This window comes from Amygdalobacter indicium (genome assembly GCF_029101545.1).
GTDB lineage: Bacteria > Bacillota > Clostridia > Saccharofermentanales > Fastidiosipilaceae > Amygdalobacter > Amygdalobacter indicium.
In genome coordinates this window covers 1424254-1437359 of the sequence record NZ_CP118866.1, presented here as the reverse complement: position 1 = coordinate 1437359, position 13106 = coordinate 1424254, and the positions used below count along the sequence as shown (strand labels likewise).

General features: G+C 46.2%; 24 protein-coding genes. All 24 read left to right on the top strand.

Features of this window, described 5'->3' with window-relative positions; translation table 11 throughout:
• Window positions 1-35: 35 nt before the first annotated feature.
• The 24 genes from ftsX (at window position 36) to rplO (ending at window position 13105) form a co-directional block, all read left to right on the top strand.
• Window positions 36-929 carry a permease-like cell division protein FtsX gene (ftsX, locus tag PYS60_RS06150; protein WP_315568507.1) on the top strand — a complete coding sequence of 298 codons (894 nt, stop codon included), beginning with the start codon at window positions 36-38 and terminating at the stop codon, window positions 927-929.
• Window positions 930-942: 13 nt separating this feature from the next.
• Entirely contained in the window at window positions 943-2250 is a 1308-nt protein-coding gene (locus tag PYS60_RS06145; protein WP_315568505.1) for a peptidoglycan DD-metalloendopeptidase family protein, read from the top strand.
• Window positions 2251-2347: 97 nt separating this feature from the next.
• Window positions 2348-3385 (top strand): Hsp33 family molecular chaperone HslO, encoded by a 1038-nt coding sequence (locus tag PYS60_RS06140; RefSeq protein ID WP_315568503.1) that lies wholly within the window; start codon window positions 2348-2350, stop codon window positions 3383-3385.
• A gap of 420 nt (window positions 3386-3805) precedes the next feature.
• On the top strand, window positions 3806-4117 hold the full coding sequence (gene rpsJ, locus PYS60_RS06135) for a 30S ribosomal protein S10 (protein WP_315568502.1): 312 nt from the start codon (window positions 3806-3808) through the stop codon (window positions 4115-4117).
• 54 nt (window positions 4118-4171) lie between these two features.
• On the top strand, window positions 4172-4816 hold the full coding sequence (gene rplC, locus PYS60_RS06130; RefSeq protein WP_315568501.1) for a 50S ribosomal protein L3: 645 nt from the start codon (window positions 4172-4174) through the stop codon (window positions 4814-4816).
• A gap of 13 nt (window positions 4817-4829) precedes the next feature.
• Window positions 4830-5456 carry a 50S ribosomal protein L4 gene (rplD, locus tag PYS60_RS06125; protein WP_315568500.1) on the top strand — a complete coding sequence of 209 codons (627 nt, stop codon included), beginning with the start codon at window positions 4830-4832 and terminating at the stop codon, window positions 5454-5456.
• A complete protein-coding gene (gene rplW / locus PYS60_RS06120; RefSeq protein WP_315568499.1) occupies window positions 5456-5812 on the top strand; it encodes a 50S ribosomal protein L23 in 357 nt (118 codons plus the stop codon). Before rplD ends, rplW begins: the two co-directional genes overlap by 1 nt.
• A gap of 25 nt (window positions 5813-5837) precedes the next feature.
• Window positions 5838-6668: a 50S ribosomal protein L2 gene (gene rplB / locus PYS60_RS06115; protein ID WP_315568497.1), complete on the top strand. Its 831-nt coding sequence runs from the start codon at window positions 5838-5840 to the stop codon at window positions 6666-6668.
• Window positions 6669-6682: 14 nt separating this feature from the next.
• Entirely contained in the window at window positions 6683-6958 is a 276-nt protein-coding gene (gene rpsS, locus PYS60_RS06110; protein WP_315568495.1) for a 30S ribosomal protein S19, read from the top strand.
• Between the two features lie 17 nt (window positions 6959-6975).
• Window positions 6976-7452 carry a 50S ribosomal protein L22 gene (gene rplV, locus PYS60_RS06105; RefSeq protein ID WP_315568494.1) on the top strand — a complete coding sequence of 159 codons (477 nt, stop codon included), beginning with the start codon at window positions 6976-6978 and terminating at the stop codon, window positions 7450-7452.
• A 10-nt stretch (window positions 7453-7462) separates the two neighbouring features.
• On the top strand, window positions 7463-8137 hold the full coding sequence (gene rpsC / locus PYS60_RS06100; RefSeq protein WP_315568493.1) for a 30S ribosomal protein S3: 675 nt from the start codon (window positions 7463-7465) through the stop codon (window positions 8135-8137).
• Window positions 8137-8562: a 50S ribosomal protein L16 gene (gene rplP, locus PYS60_RS06095; RefSeq protein WP_315568492.1), complete on the top strand. Its 426-nt coding sequence runs from the start codon at window positions 8137-8139 to the stop codon at window positions 8560-8562. Before rpsC ends, rplP begins: the two co-directional genes overlap by 1 nt.
• Window positions 8562-8762, top strand: a complete 201-nt coding sequence (rpmC, locus tag PYS60_RS06090; RefSeq protein ID WP_315568490.1) for a 50S ribosomal protein L29 — start codon at window positions 8562-8564, stop codon at window positions 8760-8762. The genes rplP and rpmC overlap by 1 nt, the downstream gene beginning before the upstream one ends.
• A gap of 13 nt (window positions 8763-8775) precedes the next feature.
• Window positions 8776-9042 (top strand): 30S ribosomal protein S17, encoded by a 267-nt coding sequence (gene rpsQ / locus PYS60_RS06085; RefSeq protein WP_315568488.1) that lies wholly within the window; start codon window positions 8776-8778, stop codon window positions 9040-9042.
• Window positions 9043-9059: 17 nt separating this feature from the next.
• On the top strand, window positions 9060-9428 hold the full coding sequence (gene rplN / locus PYS60_RS06080; protein ID WP_315568487.1) for a 50S ribosomal protein L14: 369 nt from the start codon (window positions 9060-9062) through the stop codon (window positions 9426-9428).
• 9 nt (window positions 9429-9437) lie between these two features.
• A complete protein-coding gene (gene rplX / locus PYS60_RS06075) occupies window positions 9438-9776 on the top strand; it encodes a 50S ribosomal protein L24 (RefSeq protein WP_315568485.1) in 339 nt (112 codons plus the stop codon).
• A gap of 12 nt (window positions 9777-9788) precedes the next feature.
• Complete coding sequence (rplE, locus tag PYS60_RS06070) at window positions 9789-10334, top strand: 50S ribosomal protein L5 (RefSeq protein WP_315568484.1); 546 nt, start codon at window positions 9789-9791, stop codon at window positions 10332-10334.
• Between the two features lie 4 nt (window positions 10335-10338).
• Window positions 10339-10524: a type Z 30S ribosomal protein S14 gene (locus tag PYS60_RS06065; protein ID WP_315568482.1), complete on the top strand. Its 186-nt coding sequence runs from the start codon at window positions 10339-10341 to the stop codon at window positions 10522-10524.
• 18 nt (window positions 10525-10542) lie between these two features.
• Entirely contained in the window at window positions 10543-10938 is a 396-nt protein-coding gene (gene rpsH, locus PYS60_RS06060; RefSeq protein WP_315568480.1) for a 30S ribosomal protein S8, read from the top strand.
• A 63-nt stretch (window positions 10939-11001) separates the two neighbouring features.
• Window positions 11002-11544 (top strand): 50S ribosomal protein L6, encoded by a 543-nt coding sequence (rplF, locus tag PYS60_RS06055; RefSeq protein ID WP_315568479.1) that lies wholly within the window; start codon window positions 11002-11004, stop codon window positions 11542-11544.
• A 23-nt stretch (window positions 11545-11567) separates the two neighbouring features.
• A complete protein-coding gene (rplR, locus tag PYS60_RS06050; RefSeq protein WP_315568478.1) occupies window positions 11568-11930 on the top strand; it encodes a 50S ribosomal protein L18 in 363 nt (120 codons plus the stop codon).
• Between the two features lie 14 nt (window positions 11931-11944).
• On the top strand, window positions 11945-12448 hold the full coding sequence (rpsE, locus tag PYS60_RS06045) for a 30S ribosomal protein S5 (protein ID WP_315568476.1): 504 nt from the start codon (window positions 11945-11947) through the stop codon (window positions 12446-12448).
• 14 nt (window positions 12449-12462) lie between these two features.
• Entirely contained in the window at window positions 12463-12642 is a 180-nt protein-coding gene (gene rpmD / locus PYS60_RS06040; RefSeq protein WP_315568475.1) for a 50S ribosomal protein L30, read from the top strand.
• A gap of 13 nt (window positions 12643-12655) precedes the next feature.
• Window positions 12656-13105, top strand: coding sequence for a 50S ribosomal protein L15 (rplO, locus tag PYS60_RS06035; protein WP_315568473.1), 450 nt, complete (start codon window positions 12656-12658; stop codon window positions 13103-13105).
• Window position 13106 lies beyond the last annotated feature (1 nt).

Here is a 13106-nt window from a genome sequence, read left to right as displayed (position 1 = left end):
GTAGCCGGTTCAGTTGTATTTGAATAGGTAGGATTATGAGGATTAACACAGTAGGAAATTTATTTAAGGAGAGTATCAAGAACAGTATCCGCCATCCGTTGGTCACCATCGCTTCCATCACGACCGTGGCGCTGATGCTCTTGATTTTAGGCATATTTACGATATTTTCCATGAATATAACGCAAATCCTTTATCGCGCCGGTCAACAGCCGACAGTCGAGATTTATGCCGACTACGACATCACGGAGGCGGAGCTGCAGGGCATTCAGCAACGTTTGCAAAATTCTCCGAACGTTCAAAGTTCGCAGATGCGTTCTCCTTCCCAGAATTTGGAAATTTTCAAGAAAACTTTGGGTGACAAAGCCGGAGCTCTGGATCGTTTGAAAGCCGACAGACTGCCTTACAGTTTCAGCGTCAAACTTAAAGATCCGTCGTTGTTGGATAATTTTCGGGTAGAAATCAGCTCGCAACAAGGTGTGCGGGATGTGCGCTATGCCGGCGAACTGCTTAATTTCTTCGCCAAAGCTCAGAGAAGTGTGAATATCGCCTTCATTGTCGCTTTTGTCGCGCTGGCTTTGATTGCTATGTTTATTATTTCCAACATGGTACGTGTTTCAGTTCTGGCTCGGCGGGAAGAAATTCAGATTATGAAGTATATCGGTGCCACCAACCTTTATATCAGAATCCCTTATGTTTTTGAAGGGGCGATTGTCGGCTGCCTGGGATCTTTTATCAGCAGCATATTTGTGTATTTTATCTATACCGGGGTGTATCATAAACTGATGAACGGTGTAGATGTAAATTCGTATTATGCCTTAGTACAGATAGGCGCGGCTTTTTGGCCGGCAGCCTTGATATGCCTGCTTTTCGGCGTGTTAATCGGGGCCGTCGGCAGTGCCGTTTCTGTGAAACGTTATGTTCGGGTGTAAGAAGGAGTGAAAAATGAAGAAAAGTAAGAGTCGTCTGACGGCGGCGGTTTTAGCTTTACTGGTAGCCTTGGCAACAAGTTGGCCTTGTAAAGTCAGCCGGGCAGCGGATGATTTGACGGCGAAAGAAAACAAAATTAAGCAAAGTAAGCAGCAGGCTTTACGTAATTTGCAACTGGCAAAGCAAAGAGTCAGCAGCCAAACGAAAAGTTTTGAATCTTTGAAGAAAGAAGTCGAAGAGTTGAAAGAGAAGGGCAAAGCCACGGAAGGTGAAGTGGAATATTTGCAGGGAACTTTCGATAAAGCTTTGCAGGAGCTGACACAGGCGCAGGAAGTTTACGAGAAAGCCGTAAGTGAGATGGAACGGCAGCAGAAGCTGTACGAGGAACGCCTGGTAGCGATTTTTGAAACGCGTAATGACAACAGCTGGATTAATATTTTGATAAGTTCTAAAAACTTGGAATCTCTGCATACTCGTTATGAGTTAAGCCAGATTATCGCCGACAACGATAAACAGGCGCTCGACAGTCTGGAATCCAGTATGGAATATGCCAAACGCAATCAGGATAATGCCAAAAATGTCCAGGATCAGGCGGACAAGTTGCTGAAGAATGCGAAGAAACAGCTGGAAAACTTGCGGAATGATATCAGTCTGCAGGAAGAAAACTTATTGGAACAGCAGAATAAACTGGCGCAAGCTCAGGGTTCGATCAAATCATTGGAAGCTGCCAATGCGAGCTTTGATGCGCAACTGAAGCAAATCGGGCAGCAGCGTAAAGCACAGGCGGAAGCTTTGCTGAAAATGCAACAACAGGCCTTCGCTAAGAATCAGGTCAATTCCGGCAATTTCAAAAATGCGCCCACCCCTCCGCAAGGCGGTATTATCGGCGGGGCCGCTCCGGCAGTCGGTGGCGGCGGTTGGGTTTTCCCGAACACTTACAGTCATACGATTACCTGCCCCTTCGGTTACGGTGATAATGTGCTGGGCAATTCGTCTTTCCATCGCGGCGTTGACTTTCAGGGAGCTTTCGGTTCTAAAATTGTGGCGGCGCGCGGCGGCACGGTAGTCAAGGCGTACAATCCTTTTGAAGGCCAGAATTATTCCGGCGGTTCGTACGGTAACTATGTAGTAATTGACCACGGCGGCGGATTGTGCACTTTATACGGCCACATGAAGAGCGTGCTGGTTTCGGCCGGGCAGCAGGTACAGGCCGGACAAGTTATCGGACTTTGCGGTTCTACGGGCAATTCGACCGGTCCGCACTTGCATTTTGAAGTGCAGGTAAACGGCGAACTGCAGAATCCTTTGGGTTACGTCAGTTGATAGAGAAATACAGGAAGACCGGGTCGTCGGCTGCATGTCGGTGGGCCGGTTTTTCAGTTGCAGCTGCAAAGGCGGGAATGCCGCCGAAAAAGTTAAAATGAAGGAAAGTGTAAAAATGACGGAAGAAAAAAATACATTTAATGATATACGTGATCAACAGGATATTCATCAGAAAGGCGACCATGCTATTTTCGCTGAAGCTTGTAACGGTCAGCTGCGTCTGATTGCCGTCGATTTGACCACTTCGATGAAATCTCTGCGTGACCTGCACGACTTAAGTCCGGCAGCCTGCGTAGCTATGGGTGAACTGGCGTTGACCGGCATGATTCTGGCCGGCGATTTGAAGGATAAAGATGCCTGGCTGTCTTTGATTTTGCAGGCGGACGGTGATCTGGGAAAAGTCGTAGTTGAATGCCGGCAAAACATGACTTTACGGGCCAAAACGTCATCGCCGCATCCTGAAGTGCACCTGAATGCCGCCAAACAATTGGACATTAACGCCAATATCGGCACGGGCAGACTGGCGGTTTTGCGCAGTTTCGGGGCGGATGAGCCTTTTGTCAGTCGTATTCCCTGGCAGCAGCAGGGCTTAACCCAGACTTTAGCTTATTATTTGGCCAAGAGCGAACAGCGTCGCAGCTGCCTGATTTTGCAAGTCGGTATGGATAAAAACGGCATAACTTTCGCCTGGGGCTTTCTTTTGGAAGCTTTGCCGGCAGCGACGGAGCAGACTCTGAATTACTTGGAACAGAGAATTAACAATATGCCGGCAGTCAGCTGGTTCTATGAGAATAAATTCGATCCGGCACAGGTTTTGGATATGCTGGTCATGGATCCGGCGATTAAATACTTAGCCTGTCTGCCGATATCTTTGAGCTGTTCCTGCAGCGTCGCCAAGATGAAGGCGGCTCTGGCGGCTTTGAATAGGCGGGACTTGCAGGATTTGGCGAAAAAAGAACATTTGACTCTGGCCTGCGAATATTGTCACCGGCAATACACCTTCACGGCGGCGGATTTGCAAGAACTTTTGCAGGCGGCGGAACAGAAACCGGTGGAACAGAAGGCGGCGGAACAGCCGGTAAAACCGGGGACGGAGGCAACAACGGATGCCGGAAAGTCGGAAAAATCCAAGTAAAACACAGCGGTGAAAGCCCGACACGGCAAAATTAACTGAATATTTACAAATTTGCGGGGTGAAATCGCCTTTTACGGACAAATCACCTTGCGCAGTTATGGCAAAAAAACTATAATATTCGAGTATGTTTTTACATACAGCAGATGATGTTCGAGATGGCTAAGCGTTAATACTGCAACGACTTAGGGAACTTGAACGGATGCAGCCGGACTTTTAAGTCCGACGACGAACTTTAGTTTGAGCAGGGTATAATGTCGAAACAGACTTCCGCGGCAACAGTAGTTGACCGAGCTGTAACAGCGATTGACGGAAGCGACTGTGACTGAACCCAGACACAAGTCATGTGAACTGGGTTTTGTTATAGGTTGAGATTAAACACCCGGCAAGAATGAAGAACGAAAGCAGCAAAGGAGAAAGAAAATGGCTAAAAGTCAAAAAATCAGAATTCGTTTGAAGGCATTTGATCATGAGATTCTTGATTTGTCCGTAAAACGTATTATTGAGACGGTTGAGAGAACCGGTGCAAGCGTTTCAGGCCCCGTACCGTTGCCGACACGCAAGGAGATTGTGACAATTTTGCGTTCCCCGTTTAAGCACAAGGACTCCCGCGAACAGTTCGAATCACGCACGCATAAGCGTTTGATCGACATTTTCGCACCGAATCAGAAGACTGTAGAGGCATTGATGAGTTTGGATATGCCCGCAGGCGTTAATATTGAAATCAAGCTCTAACGAGCTTTGGTCAAGTTCGATTATTCGAACCAATAACCAGGAGGTATAGAAAGAATGAAAGCTTATATGCTTGGAAGAAAAGCCGGTATGACCCAGCTTTTCAATGAAGATGGCAAAGCCGTTCCGGTAACTGTCATTGAGTGCGGCCCGATCAAGGTTGTACAGAAGAAGAGTGAAGAAGTTGACGGTTACACAGCTGTTAAGTTCGGTTTCCTGGAGGCTAACGTCCATCAGGTTAACAAGCCGGACAAGGGACAGTTCGACAAGATTGAGTCCGAGCCGTTGAAACTGTTGGCAGAATGCCCGATGGAATCTACCGACGAGTTTGAACTGGGTCAGGTAATCAGCGTTTCCGACAACATGAATTTGGGAATGTTGGTTGATGTCAGCGGTGTTTCCAAAGGTAAAGGTTTTGCCGGTAACATTAAGCGTCACGGCCAAAAGGGCGGTAAAGAAGCTCACGGCTCCAAGTACCATCGTCGTGTCGGTTCGTTGGGTGCATCAGCTTATCCTGCACGTGTTCGTAAAGGCAAGAAGATGCCCGGTCATATGGGTGCCCGCAATGTAACAGTTCAGAACTTGGAAGTTGTGCTGGTTGACGGCGAACGTAATATTTTGGCTGTCAAAGGCGCAGTGCCCGGTCCTCGCGGCGGCTGGCTGGAAATTCGTGCTGCTGTCAAGGGCGGCAAGCAGGCGTAGGAGGAACTGAAGAATGGCTAAATTAGATGTATACAACAAGTTGGGTGAAGTAGTCGGCCAAATTGAGTTGAGTGACGCTGTTTTTGCAATCGAACCGAATGAAAGTGTTCTGCATCAGGTGGTCAAACAACAATTAGCTAACAAACGTCAGGGAACAAGCTCCACCAGAACCCGCACTGAAGTTAGAGGCGGCGGTCGTAAGCCGTGGCGTCAAAAGGGCACAGGTCGTGCTCGTCAGGGCTCTATCAGAGCAGCACAATGGGTAGGCGGCGGAATTATCTTCGGACCGAAACCGCGCGACTATTCTTTCACAGTTCCCAAGAAACAGCGCCGTCTGGCTTTGAAGAGCGCTTTCTCAAGCAAGTTGACAGCTTCCAACATTAAAGTCGTTGAAGATTTGCAATTGCCGGAAATTAAGACCAAGTCTTTCCTGGCTGTTTTGAAAGCTTTGAAGTTGGATCAGACAAGCTCTTTGATTGTTGAAGCCGGCGATAATAAGAATTTGCAATATTCCGCCCGCAACTTACCGCAAGTTGCAACCACACGTGTCAATACTTTGAATGTTTATGATGTATTGAGCAAAGACGTTCTGGTTTTGACTAAGGAAGCTGCCTTGAAAATTCAGGAGGTATATGCGTAATGAAAACTGCTCATGATGTAATCTTGAAACCGATTATCACTGAACATTCAAGCAGTGAAATGGCAGTTGGCCGTTATACCTTTGAAGTAGCGGTTGATGCCAACAAAACGGAGATCAAAGACGCGGTTGAGAAGCTTTTCCAAGTTCAGGTACTTGATGTTTGCACAATGAACAAACGTGGTAAAGCAAAACGTGTCGGCGTCCATCAGGGAAAGACAGCTGCTTGGAAGAAAGCAATTGTCAGAATTAATCTTGAACCTAAGCAACCGGCTTACCTCGCTAAGGGCGGACAGGCAGTTGCAGGCGACAAGAAATATAAAACAACCATTGAAGAATTCGGTTTTAATCAACAGTAACCGTTAGGAACAGGAGTGTATTAATATGCCAGTAAAAAGTTATAGACCTACTTCTCCAGCTGTTCGTAATATGACGGTAGCTGATTTCTCAGGTCTGACAAAGAAGGAGCCGGAAAAGTCGCTTTTGCGCAGCAAGAGCCATCAAGCCGGTCGTAACTCATACGGTCGTATCACCGTTCGTCATCATGGCGGCGGCAACAAGAGTAAGATCCGTATTATTGACTGGAAGCGCAGCAAAGACGTTGTTCCGGCAAGAGTTGAAGCTTTGGAGTACGATCCGGGTCGCACAGCTCACATTGCTCTATTGCATTACGCAGATGGCGCCAAGAGCTACATTTTGGCACCTGCCGGCTTAAAAGTCGGTGACACTGTAGTCAGTGGCGTAGAAGCCGATATTAAAGTCGGCAACAGCTTACCGATGAACAATATTCCCGTCGGTACAGTTATTCACAACATTGAAATGAAACCGGGCAAAGGCGCACAAATGGTTCGTACAGCCGGTGCTTCAGCTCAATTGTTGGCTAAAGAAGACGGATACGCAGTTTTGCGTCTGCCTTCCGGTGAAATGAGACAAATTCCCTTGAATTGTCGAGCAACAGTCGGTGTTGTCAGCAACGCGGAACACGAAAACGTCAAAATCGGTAAAGCCGGTAAGACCCGTCATTTGGGTCGTCGCCCGCACGTCAGAGGTGTTGTTATGAACCCGAACGACCACCCGCACGGCGGTGGTGAAGGTAAATCTCCGATCGGTTTGCCGTCGCCTGTAACACCTTGGGGTAAACCGACATTGGGTTACAAGACACGTAAGCACAATAAGAAATCAAATCGCTTTATTATTAAGCGTTGTAAAGACTAAGGGAGGCCGAGGAAATGAGTCGTTCAACAAAAAAAGGTTACTTTGTAGCTGAATCTTTGATGAAGAAAATCACAGCTATGAATGCCGCCAATGACAAAAAAGTAATTAAGACCTGGTCCCGAACCTCAACCATCTTCCCTGAAATGGTCGGTCACACGATTGCGGTACACGACGGCCGGAAACACGTTCCCGTATACATTACGGAAGAAATGGTCGGTCATAAATTGGGAGAATTTGCTCCTACACGTACTTACCGCGGCCATGCCGGTTCCGAGAAGACAACGCGTTAAGAGGAAGGAGAAAGATTGTGGAAAAGAAAGTTATGAGTAAGGAGTACATGCTCAATAATCGTGAACAAATTTTGAGCACCGTTTCAGCTCCTCATAAACGTTCAAAGAGACCCCAATTGCTGACCAAGAAAGAGCGTAAAGTTCTCGGTGTCGGCAAAGATCAGGGTGTTGCAACAGCCAAGAGCATCCGTATTTCTCCCAGCAAGGTTAACATCGTTTTGAAGTTAATCCGCAGAAAGTCGCTCAGAGAGGCTTTAGCAATTTTGAAATTTACACCGAAAGCGGCGTCCGAAGTTTTGATTAAACTGTTGGAGTCGGCAGCTGCCAATGCCGTTAACAATAATTCACTTGACCGTGATAAGTTGTATTTGCATGAAGCTTATGCCAATCCCGGTGCTCTCATGAAACGCTATCAGCCGCGTTCCCGCGGCAGCGCTTTCAGCATTATGAAGCGTTCCAGCCATATTACAGTCGTTTTGAAAGAGAAAGCATAAGGAGGAAGCTATGGGTCAGAAAGTTAATCCGCATGGTATACGTGTTGGTGTAATTAAAGACTGGAGCACCAGATGGTATGCTGACAAAAAAGATTTCAGCAAATATCTGGTCGAAGATAAGAAGTTAAGAAGCTTCGTGAAAAAATATGCTTTCGCTAGCGGCGTGTCTCATGTTGATATTGAGCGTAAGGGCAGCGATAAGACTATTATCACGATTTATACAGCTAAGCCGGGTATGGTTATCGGCCGTCAAGGTGCCGGTATCGAACAATTGAAGAAGGATCTGCAAAAAGAATTCAAGAAGAACTTCTTCGTCAATGTTAATGAAGTTAAGTCCCCGGATACCGACGCTCAATTAGTAGCCGAGAACATTGCCAATCAGCTGGAGAGACGTATTTCTTTCCGTCGGGCGATGAAACAATGTATCTCAAGAGCTTTGAAGAACGGCGCCAAGGGTATCAAGACTAAAGTCAGCGGCCGTTTGGGCGGTGCCGATATTGCCCGTTCCGAGCACTATCATGAAGGTTCCATTCCGCTGCAGACTTTGAGAGCCGATATTGATTACGGGTTTGCTGAAGCCTTGACAACATATGGCCAGATCGGTGTTAAGGTCTGGATTTACAAGGGCGAAGTTTTCGCACATAAGAATAATTCAGCTAATGCAACAGAAGGAGGCAAAGCCTAATGTTAATGCCAAAAAGAGCCAAGTACAGACGCGTTCATCGCGGCCGTATGACAGGTAAAGCTTCCAGAGGTAATACTCTGGCTTATGGTGATTTCGGTATTCAAGCCGTTGAACCGTGCTGGATGAAGGGTAATCAAATTGAGGCTGCCCGTATTGCCATTAACCGTTTCTTGAAGCGTGGCGGTAAAGTTTGGATTAAAGTTTTCCCCGACAAGCCCGTTACTAAGAAACCCGCCGAAGTCCGCATGGGTTCCGGTAAAGGTGCTCCGGAATTCTGGGTTGCCGTTGTTAAACCCGGCCGTGTTTTGTTTGAAGTTGCCGGTGCAACAGAAGAGCAGGCTCGTGAAGCTTTGCGCTTAGCCCAACATAAATTGCCCTGCAAGACGAAGATCATTGCTCGTAGTCAACAGGAGGTTCAAGAATAATGAAAATGAATACTCTAATCGAAAAGACGGATGTTGAGCTGAAGGAAGAGTTGGCAGCTTTGAAAGAAGAACTTTTCAAGCTCCGTTTCCAAAGTGCGACTCATCAATTAACCAACACCGCAAGATTGCGTGAAGTTAAGCGTGATATTGCACGAGTTAAAACGGTTATCCGTCAACGTGAACTGAAAGAACAAGCATAAGGAGGACTAATGTATGGAAAACAATAACGAGAGAAACTTACGCAAAGTCCGTACCGGTTTGGTTGTTTCTAATAAGATGGACAAAACAATTGTGGTTGAAGTTGCCGACTTGGTAAAACACCCTTTGTATAAGAAGTATATTCGTAAAACTATCCGCCTCAAGGCACATGATGCCGAGAATACCTGCAACGAAGGCGACAGAGTCCAAGTTATGGAAACTCGTCCTTTGAGTAAGGACAAACGCTGGCGTTTAGTTAAAATTGTGGAAAGAGCTAAATAAGCTATCGGAGGTAAGAAATGATTCAAGTCCAATCTTTGCTTCGTGCAGCTGATAATACCGGCGCTAAGGAATTAATGTGCATTAAGGTTTTAGGCGGCTCGTGGCGTAAATTCGCCAATATCGGCGATGTAATCGTTTGCTCCGTCAGAGAAGCTGCTCCCGGCGGCACAGTCAGTAAGGGTCAAGTAGTTAAGGCCGTTATCGTCCGCACCAAACGTGGTGTCAGACGTGCTGACGGTTCCTATATCAAATTTGACGAGAACGCAGCCGTAATTATCAAAGATGATAAAAACCCGGTTGGTACCCGTATTTTCGGACCGATCGCCCGTGAATTGAGAGACCATAACTTTATGCGTATTCTCTCATTGGCACCGGAAGTACTTTAGGAGGAACGCATGGCACATTTTCGTATTAAAACAGGTGATACAGTTTACGTACTTACCGGTAAAGATCGTGCGATGACAGGCAAGGTTCTGCGTGTTATTCCTGAAAAGGAACAAGTTGTCGTCGAAGGCGTAAACATGGTCACAAAACATCGTAAACCCGGTAATTCTTATCAACAGGGTGAAATTGCTCATATGGAAGGACCTATCCATATTTCCAATGTTATGCTCGTCGATGAGAAAACCAAACAACCGACCAAAGTCGGCGTGAAGACACTTGAAAACGGTGATCGCGTGCGTATCAGCAAGCGTTCCGGTGAAGTGATCGACACCTTGACCAATAAGCGCTGATAGGGGGTAAACATGGCTAGATTAAAAGATTTTTATCTGAAAACCGTTGCTCCGGCAATGAAAGAGAAATTTCAATACAAGAGCGTTATGCAAATCCCTAAGTTGGAAAAAATTGTTATTAACGTAGGTGTCAGCGAACGTGAAAACAGCAAGGGCTGTGAGAATGCGGCAAACGATTTGTCCGTTATTACAGGTCAGAAGGCTGTTATTACCAAAGCTAAAAAGTCCATCGCTAACTTCCATTTGCGTGAAGGTATGAACGTCGGTACGAAGGTTACCTTGAGAGGCGACAGAATGTATGAATTCATGGATCGCTTCATTAACTTGGCTATTCCCCGTGTCCGTGACTTCCGCGGTATGAATCCCAATTCTTTCGATGGCCGTGGCAATTATGCTGTCGGTATGAAGGAACAATTGATTTTCCCGGAAATTGATTACGACAAGATTGATAAAATCCGCGGTATGGATATCATCTTCGTCACAACTGCGAATACTGATGAAGAGGCCCGTGAACTGTTACGTCTCTTCGGTATGCCTTTCACACGTCAGGAGGCTTAATTAAATGGCTAAGAAATCACAAATTATCAAATCGCAAAGTGAGCAAAAGTTTTCAACACGCAATCACAACCGTTGTTTGTTGTGCGGTCGTCCGCATGCTTTCATTCGTAAATACGGCATTTGTCGTTTGTGCTTCCGTGTGTTGGCTTACAAGGGCGAAATCCCCGGCGTTAACAAAGCCAGCTGGTAAGAGAAAGGAAGAATAACAATGGTAGTTACAGATAGTATTGCTGATATGCTTACAAGAATTCGTAATGCTTCATCAGCGCATAAGGAAACTGTTGATGTTCCCGCTTCTCGCGTAAAGCAAGCGATTGCCAACATTTTGCTCGATGAAGGTTACATCAAAAAAGTTGAGGTTTTGAATGAGGATGTTCAGGGTACTTTACGTTTAACCTTGAAGTATCAGGAAAAATCCCCTGTTATCGCCGGTATCAAGCGTATCAGCCGTCCGGGTTTGAAAGTTTATGCCAACAGCGAAGAATTACCGCGCGTTTTAGGCGGTTTGGGTATTGCCATCGTTTCAACATCTCAGGGCATCATGACTGCAGCACAAGCTCGTGCCAAGCACATCGGCGGTGAAGTCATGGCTTATGTCTGGTAAAATAATTAGAACACTCTGAAAGGAAGCGTCAGCTTCGTAATTTTAAGGGTAGGAGGAAAAACAATGTCCAGAATTGGTAAAAAACCAATCGTTATTCCTGCAGGAGTAACAGTAACTGTTGAACCGCACCTTGTCACTGTTAAAGGCGGCAAGGAGACTTTGACAGAAAAAATCCATCCGTTGATCAATGTTGCGGTTAAGGATAATGAAGTTATCGTTACAAGAAACGGTGAAACTAAAGAAGAACGCGCACTCCACGGTTTGACTCGTGCTTTGATTCAGAACATGGTAACAGGCGTAACTCATGGTTATGTTAAGGAATTGGAAGTTAAGGGCACAGGTTATCGTGCTCAATTATCCGGTTCCAAATTAGTCTTGAACTTAGGTTATTCTCATCCTGTTGAGTATGTCGCACCCGAGGGTATCAAGATTGAAGTACCTAACAACAATAAGATTATTGTTAAGGGTGCCAATAAGCAACTCGTCGGTGAAGTTGCAGCGAACATTCGTGGCTTCCGTGTACCGGATGCATATCATGGCAAGGGCGTTAAGTACCTGGATGAAGTATTGCATCTGAAGGAAGGCAAGACGGGCGCTAAGAAATAAGTGAAGGGAGACAAGGTGAAATTATGATTACTAAAACTTCAAGAGAAGTCATTCGTTTACGCAAGCATGCCAGAATTCGCAAAAAAATCAGCGGTACACCTGCATGCCCCAGACTTTGTGTCTTCCGCAGTAACAAGCAAATCTATGCCCAGATCATTGATGATGTCAACAAAGTCACATTATGTGCAGCCGGCAGCTTGGACAAAAAATTGAACTTACAGCTCGGCAGCAATGTGGAAGCTGCTAAGGCGGTAGGTACCGAACTGGCAGAAAAAGCATTGGCCAAGGGCGTCAAGGAAGTTGTCTTTGATCGCGGCGGCTATGTATATCATGGACGTGTTGCAGCATTGGCTGAAGCTGCTCGTGCAGCCGGATTAGAGTTCTAAGGGAGGAGCTTTGCATGAATAATAATTACAATGATCCAAATGGTTTAGAGCTCGAAGAACGTGTTATTCACATTGGACGTGTTTCTAAAACTGTTAAAGGCGGTAGAAATTTCCGCTTCGCAGCCCTGGTGGTAGTAGGCGATCGTAAAGGTAACGTCGGTGTCGGTAGCGGTAAAGCTCACGAAGTTCCCGATGCTATCCGTAAAGGCGTCGAGAGCGCTAAGCACAATTTGATGGCTGTACCTTTGGACGGTACGACATTGCCGCATGAGTATGTCGGTGATTTCGGAGCTGCCAAAGTACTTTTGAAACCGGCCGTTCAAGGTACCGGTATTATCGCCGGCGGTGCCGTGCGTGCTATTTTGGAATTGGCGGGCGTACAGGATGTTACAGCTAAATGCTTGGGCACCAACAATCCCAACAATGTGGTCAACGCTACTATTGTTGCTTTGAAAGCTATGCGTTCGGCTGAAGAAATTGCGAAGAAACGCGGCAAGTCCGTAAGTGAGATTCATTAAGGGAGGCTTAACTCATGGCAAAATTAAAGATTACTTTAATCAAGGGTACAAGTAATTCCTTGAAGAAGCATCAATTAACAGTTCAAGCCTTGGGCCTGAGAAAAATCAGTCAAGTTGTTGAGCAGGAAGATAATGCAGCTATCCGCGGCATGATTCAGAAAGTTCGTCACTTGGTAAAAGTTGAGAAAGCATAAGAGGAGGCAAGATATGAAATTAAATGAATTGAAGCCTTCAGTCGGTTCCAACAAGAAAGCATGGCGCAAAGGTCGCGGCATTTCCACCGGTAACGGTAAGACTGCAGGTCGCGGTCAGAAAGGCCAGATGGCTCGTAGCGGCGGCAGCACTCGTTGGGGCTTTGAAGGTGGTCAGACACCGTTATTCAGACGTATGTCCAAGCGTGGTTTCAATAATTATAATTTTGTTCCTCAAAGTGTCGAAATTGTAGTTTCTCGTTTGAATGCATTTGAAGACGGCGCTGAAGTTACTTTGCAGTCCGTACATGACTTAGGTATTGTGAAATTCTCTAAGGCGGTAACAAGCTTAGTTATTTTAGGTGGCGGCGAATTAAAGAAAAAGTTGACAGTTAAGGCAAATCGTTTTACTGCATCAGCTAAGGCGGCTATCGAACAGGCCGGAGGCACAGCTGAGGAGGTATAAC

What these genes read in the sequence shown, in the direction of transcription:
- rplE (WP_315568484.1), top strand. Translation starts at nt 9,789, where the DNA reads ATGGCTAGATTAAAAGATTTTTATCTGAAAACCGTTGCTCCGGCAATG.
- PYS60_RS06140 (WP_315568503.1), top strand. Translation starts at nt 2,348, where the DNA reads ATGAAGGAAAGTGTAAAAATGACGGAAGAAAAAAATACATTTAATGAT.
- rplB (WP_315568497.1), top strand. Translation starts at nt 5,838, where the DNA reads ATGCCAGTAAAAAGTTATAGACCTACTTCTCCAGCTGTTCGTAATATG.
- rplF (WP_315568479.1), top strand. Translation starts at nt 11,002, where the DNA reads ATGTCCAGAATTGGTAAAAAACCAATCGTTATTCCTGCAGGAGTAACA.
- PYS60_RS06065 (WP_315568482.1), top strand. Translation starts at nt 10,339, where the DNA reads ATGGCTAAGAAATCACAAATTATCAAATCGCAAAGTGAGCAAAAGTTT.
- rpsH (WP_315568480.1), top strand. Translation starts at nt 10,543, where the DNA reads ATGGTAGTTACAGATAGTATTGCTGATATGCTTACAAGAATTCGTAAT.
- rplW (WP_315568499.1), top strand. Translation starts at nt 5,456, where the DNA reads ATGAAAACTGCTCATGATGTAATCTTGAAACCGATTATCACTGAACAT.
- rpsE (WP_315568476.1), top strand. Translation starts at nt 11,945, where the DNA reads ATGAATAATAATTACAATGATCCAAATGGTTTAGAGCTCGAAGAACGT.
- rpsS (WP_315568495.1), top strand. Translation starts at nt 6,683, where the DNA reads ATGAGTCGTTCAACAAAAAAAGGTTACTTTGTAGCTGAATCTTTGATG.
- rpsQ (WP_315568488.1), top strand. Translation starts at nt 8,776, where the DNA reads ATGGAAAACAATAACGAGAGAAACTTACGCAAAGTCCGTACCGGTTTG.
- ftsX (WP_315568507.1), top strand. Translation starts at nt 36, where the DNA reads ATGAGGATTAACACAGTAGGAAATTTATTTAAGGAGAGTATCAAGAAC.
- rplX (WP_315568485.1), top strand. Translation starts at nt 9,438, where the DNA reads ATGGCACATTTTCGTATTAAAACAGGTGATACAGTTTACGTACTTACC.
- rpmC (WP_315568490.1), top strand. Translation starts at nt 8,562, where the DNA reads ATGAAAATGAATACTCTAATCGAAAAGACGGATGTTGAGCTGAAGGAA.
- rplP (WP_315568492.1), top strand. Translation starts at nt 8,137, where the DNA reads ATGTTAATGCCAAAAAGAGCCAAGTACAGACGCGTTCATCGCGGCCGT.
- rplC (WP_315568501.1), top strand. Translation starts at nt 4,172, where the DNA reads ATGAAAGCTTATATGCTTGGAAGAAAAGCCGGTATGACCCAGCTTTTC.
- rpmD (WP_315568475.1), top strand. Translation starts at nt 12,463, where the DNA reads ATGGCAAAATTAAAGATTACTTTAATCAAGGGTACAAGTAATTCCTTG.
- rplO (WP_315568473.1), top strand. Translation starts at nt 12,656, where the DNA reads ATGAAATTAAATGAATTGAAGCCTTCAGTCGGTTCCAACAAGAAAGCA.
- rplN (WP_315568487.1), top strand. Translation starts at nt 9,060, where the DNA reads ATGATTCAAGTCCAATCTTTGCTTCGTGCAGCTGATAATACCGGCGCT.
- rplR (WP_315568478.1), top strand. Translation starts at nt 11,568, where the DNA reads ATGATTACTAAAACTTCAAGAGAAGTCATTCGTTTACGCAAGCATGCC.
- rpsJ (WP_315568502.1), top strand. Translation starts at nt 3,806, where the DNA reads ATGGCTAAAAGTCAAAAAATCAGAATTCGTTTGAAGGCATTTGATCAT.
- PYS60_RS06145 (WP_315568505.1), top strand. Translation starts at nt 943, where the DNA reads ATGAAGAAAAGTAAGAGTCGTCTGACGGCGGCGGTTTTAGCTTTACTG.
- rpsC (WP_315568493.1), top strand. Translation starts at nt 7,463, where the DNA reads ATGGGTCAGAAAGTTAATCCGCATGGTATACGTGTTGGTGTAATTAAA.
- rplD (WP_315568500.1), top strand. Translation starts at nt 4,830, where the DNA reads ATGGCTAAATTAGATGTATACAACAAGTTGGGTGAAGTAGTCGGCCAA.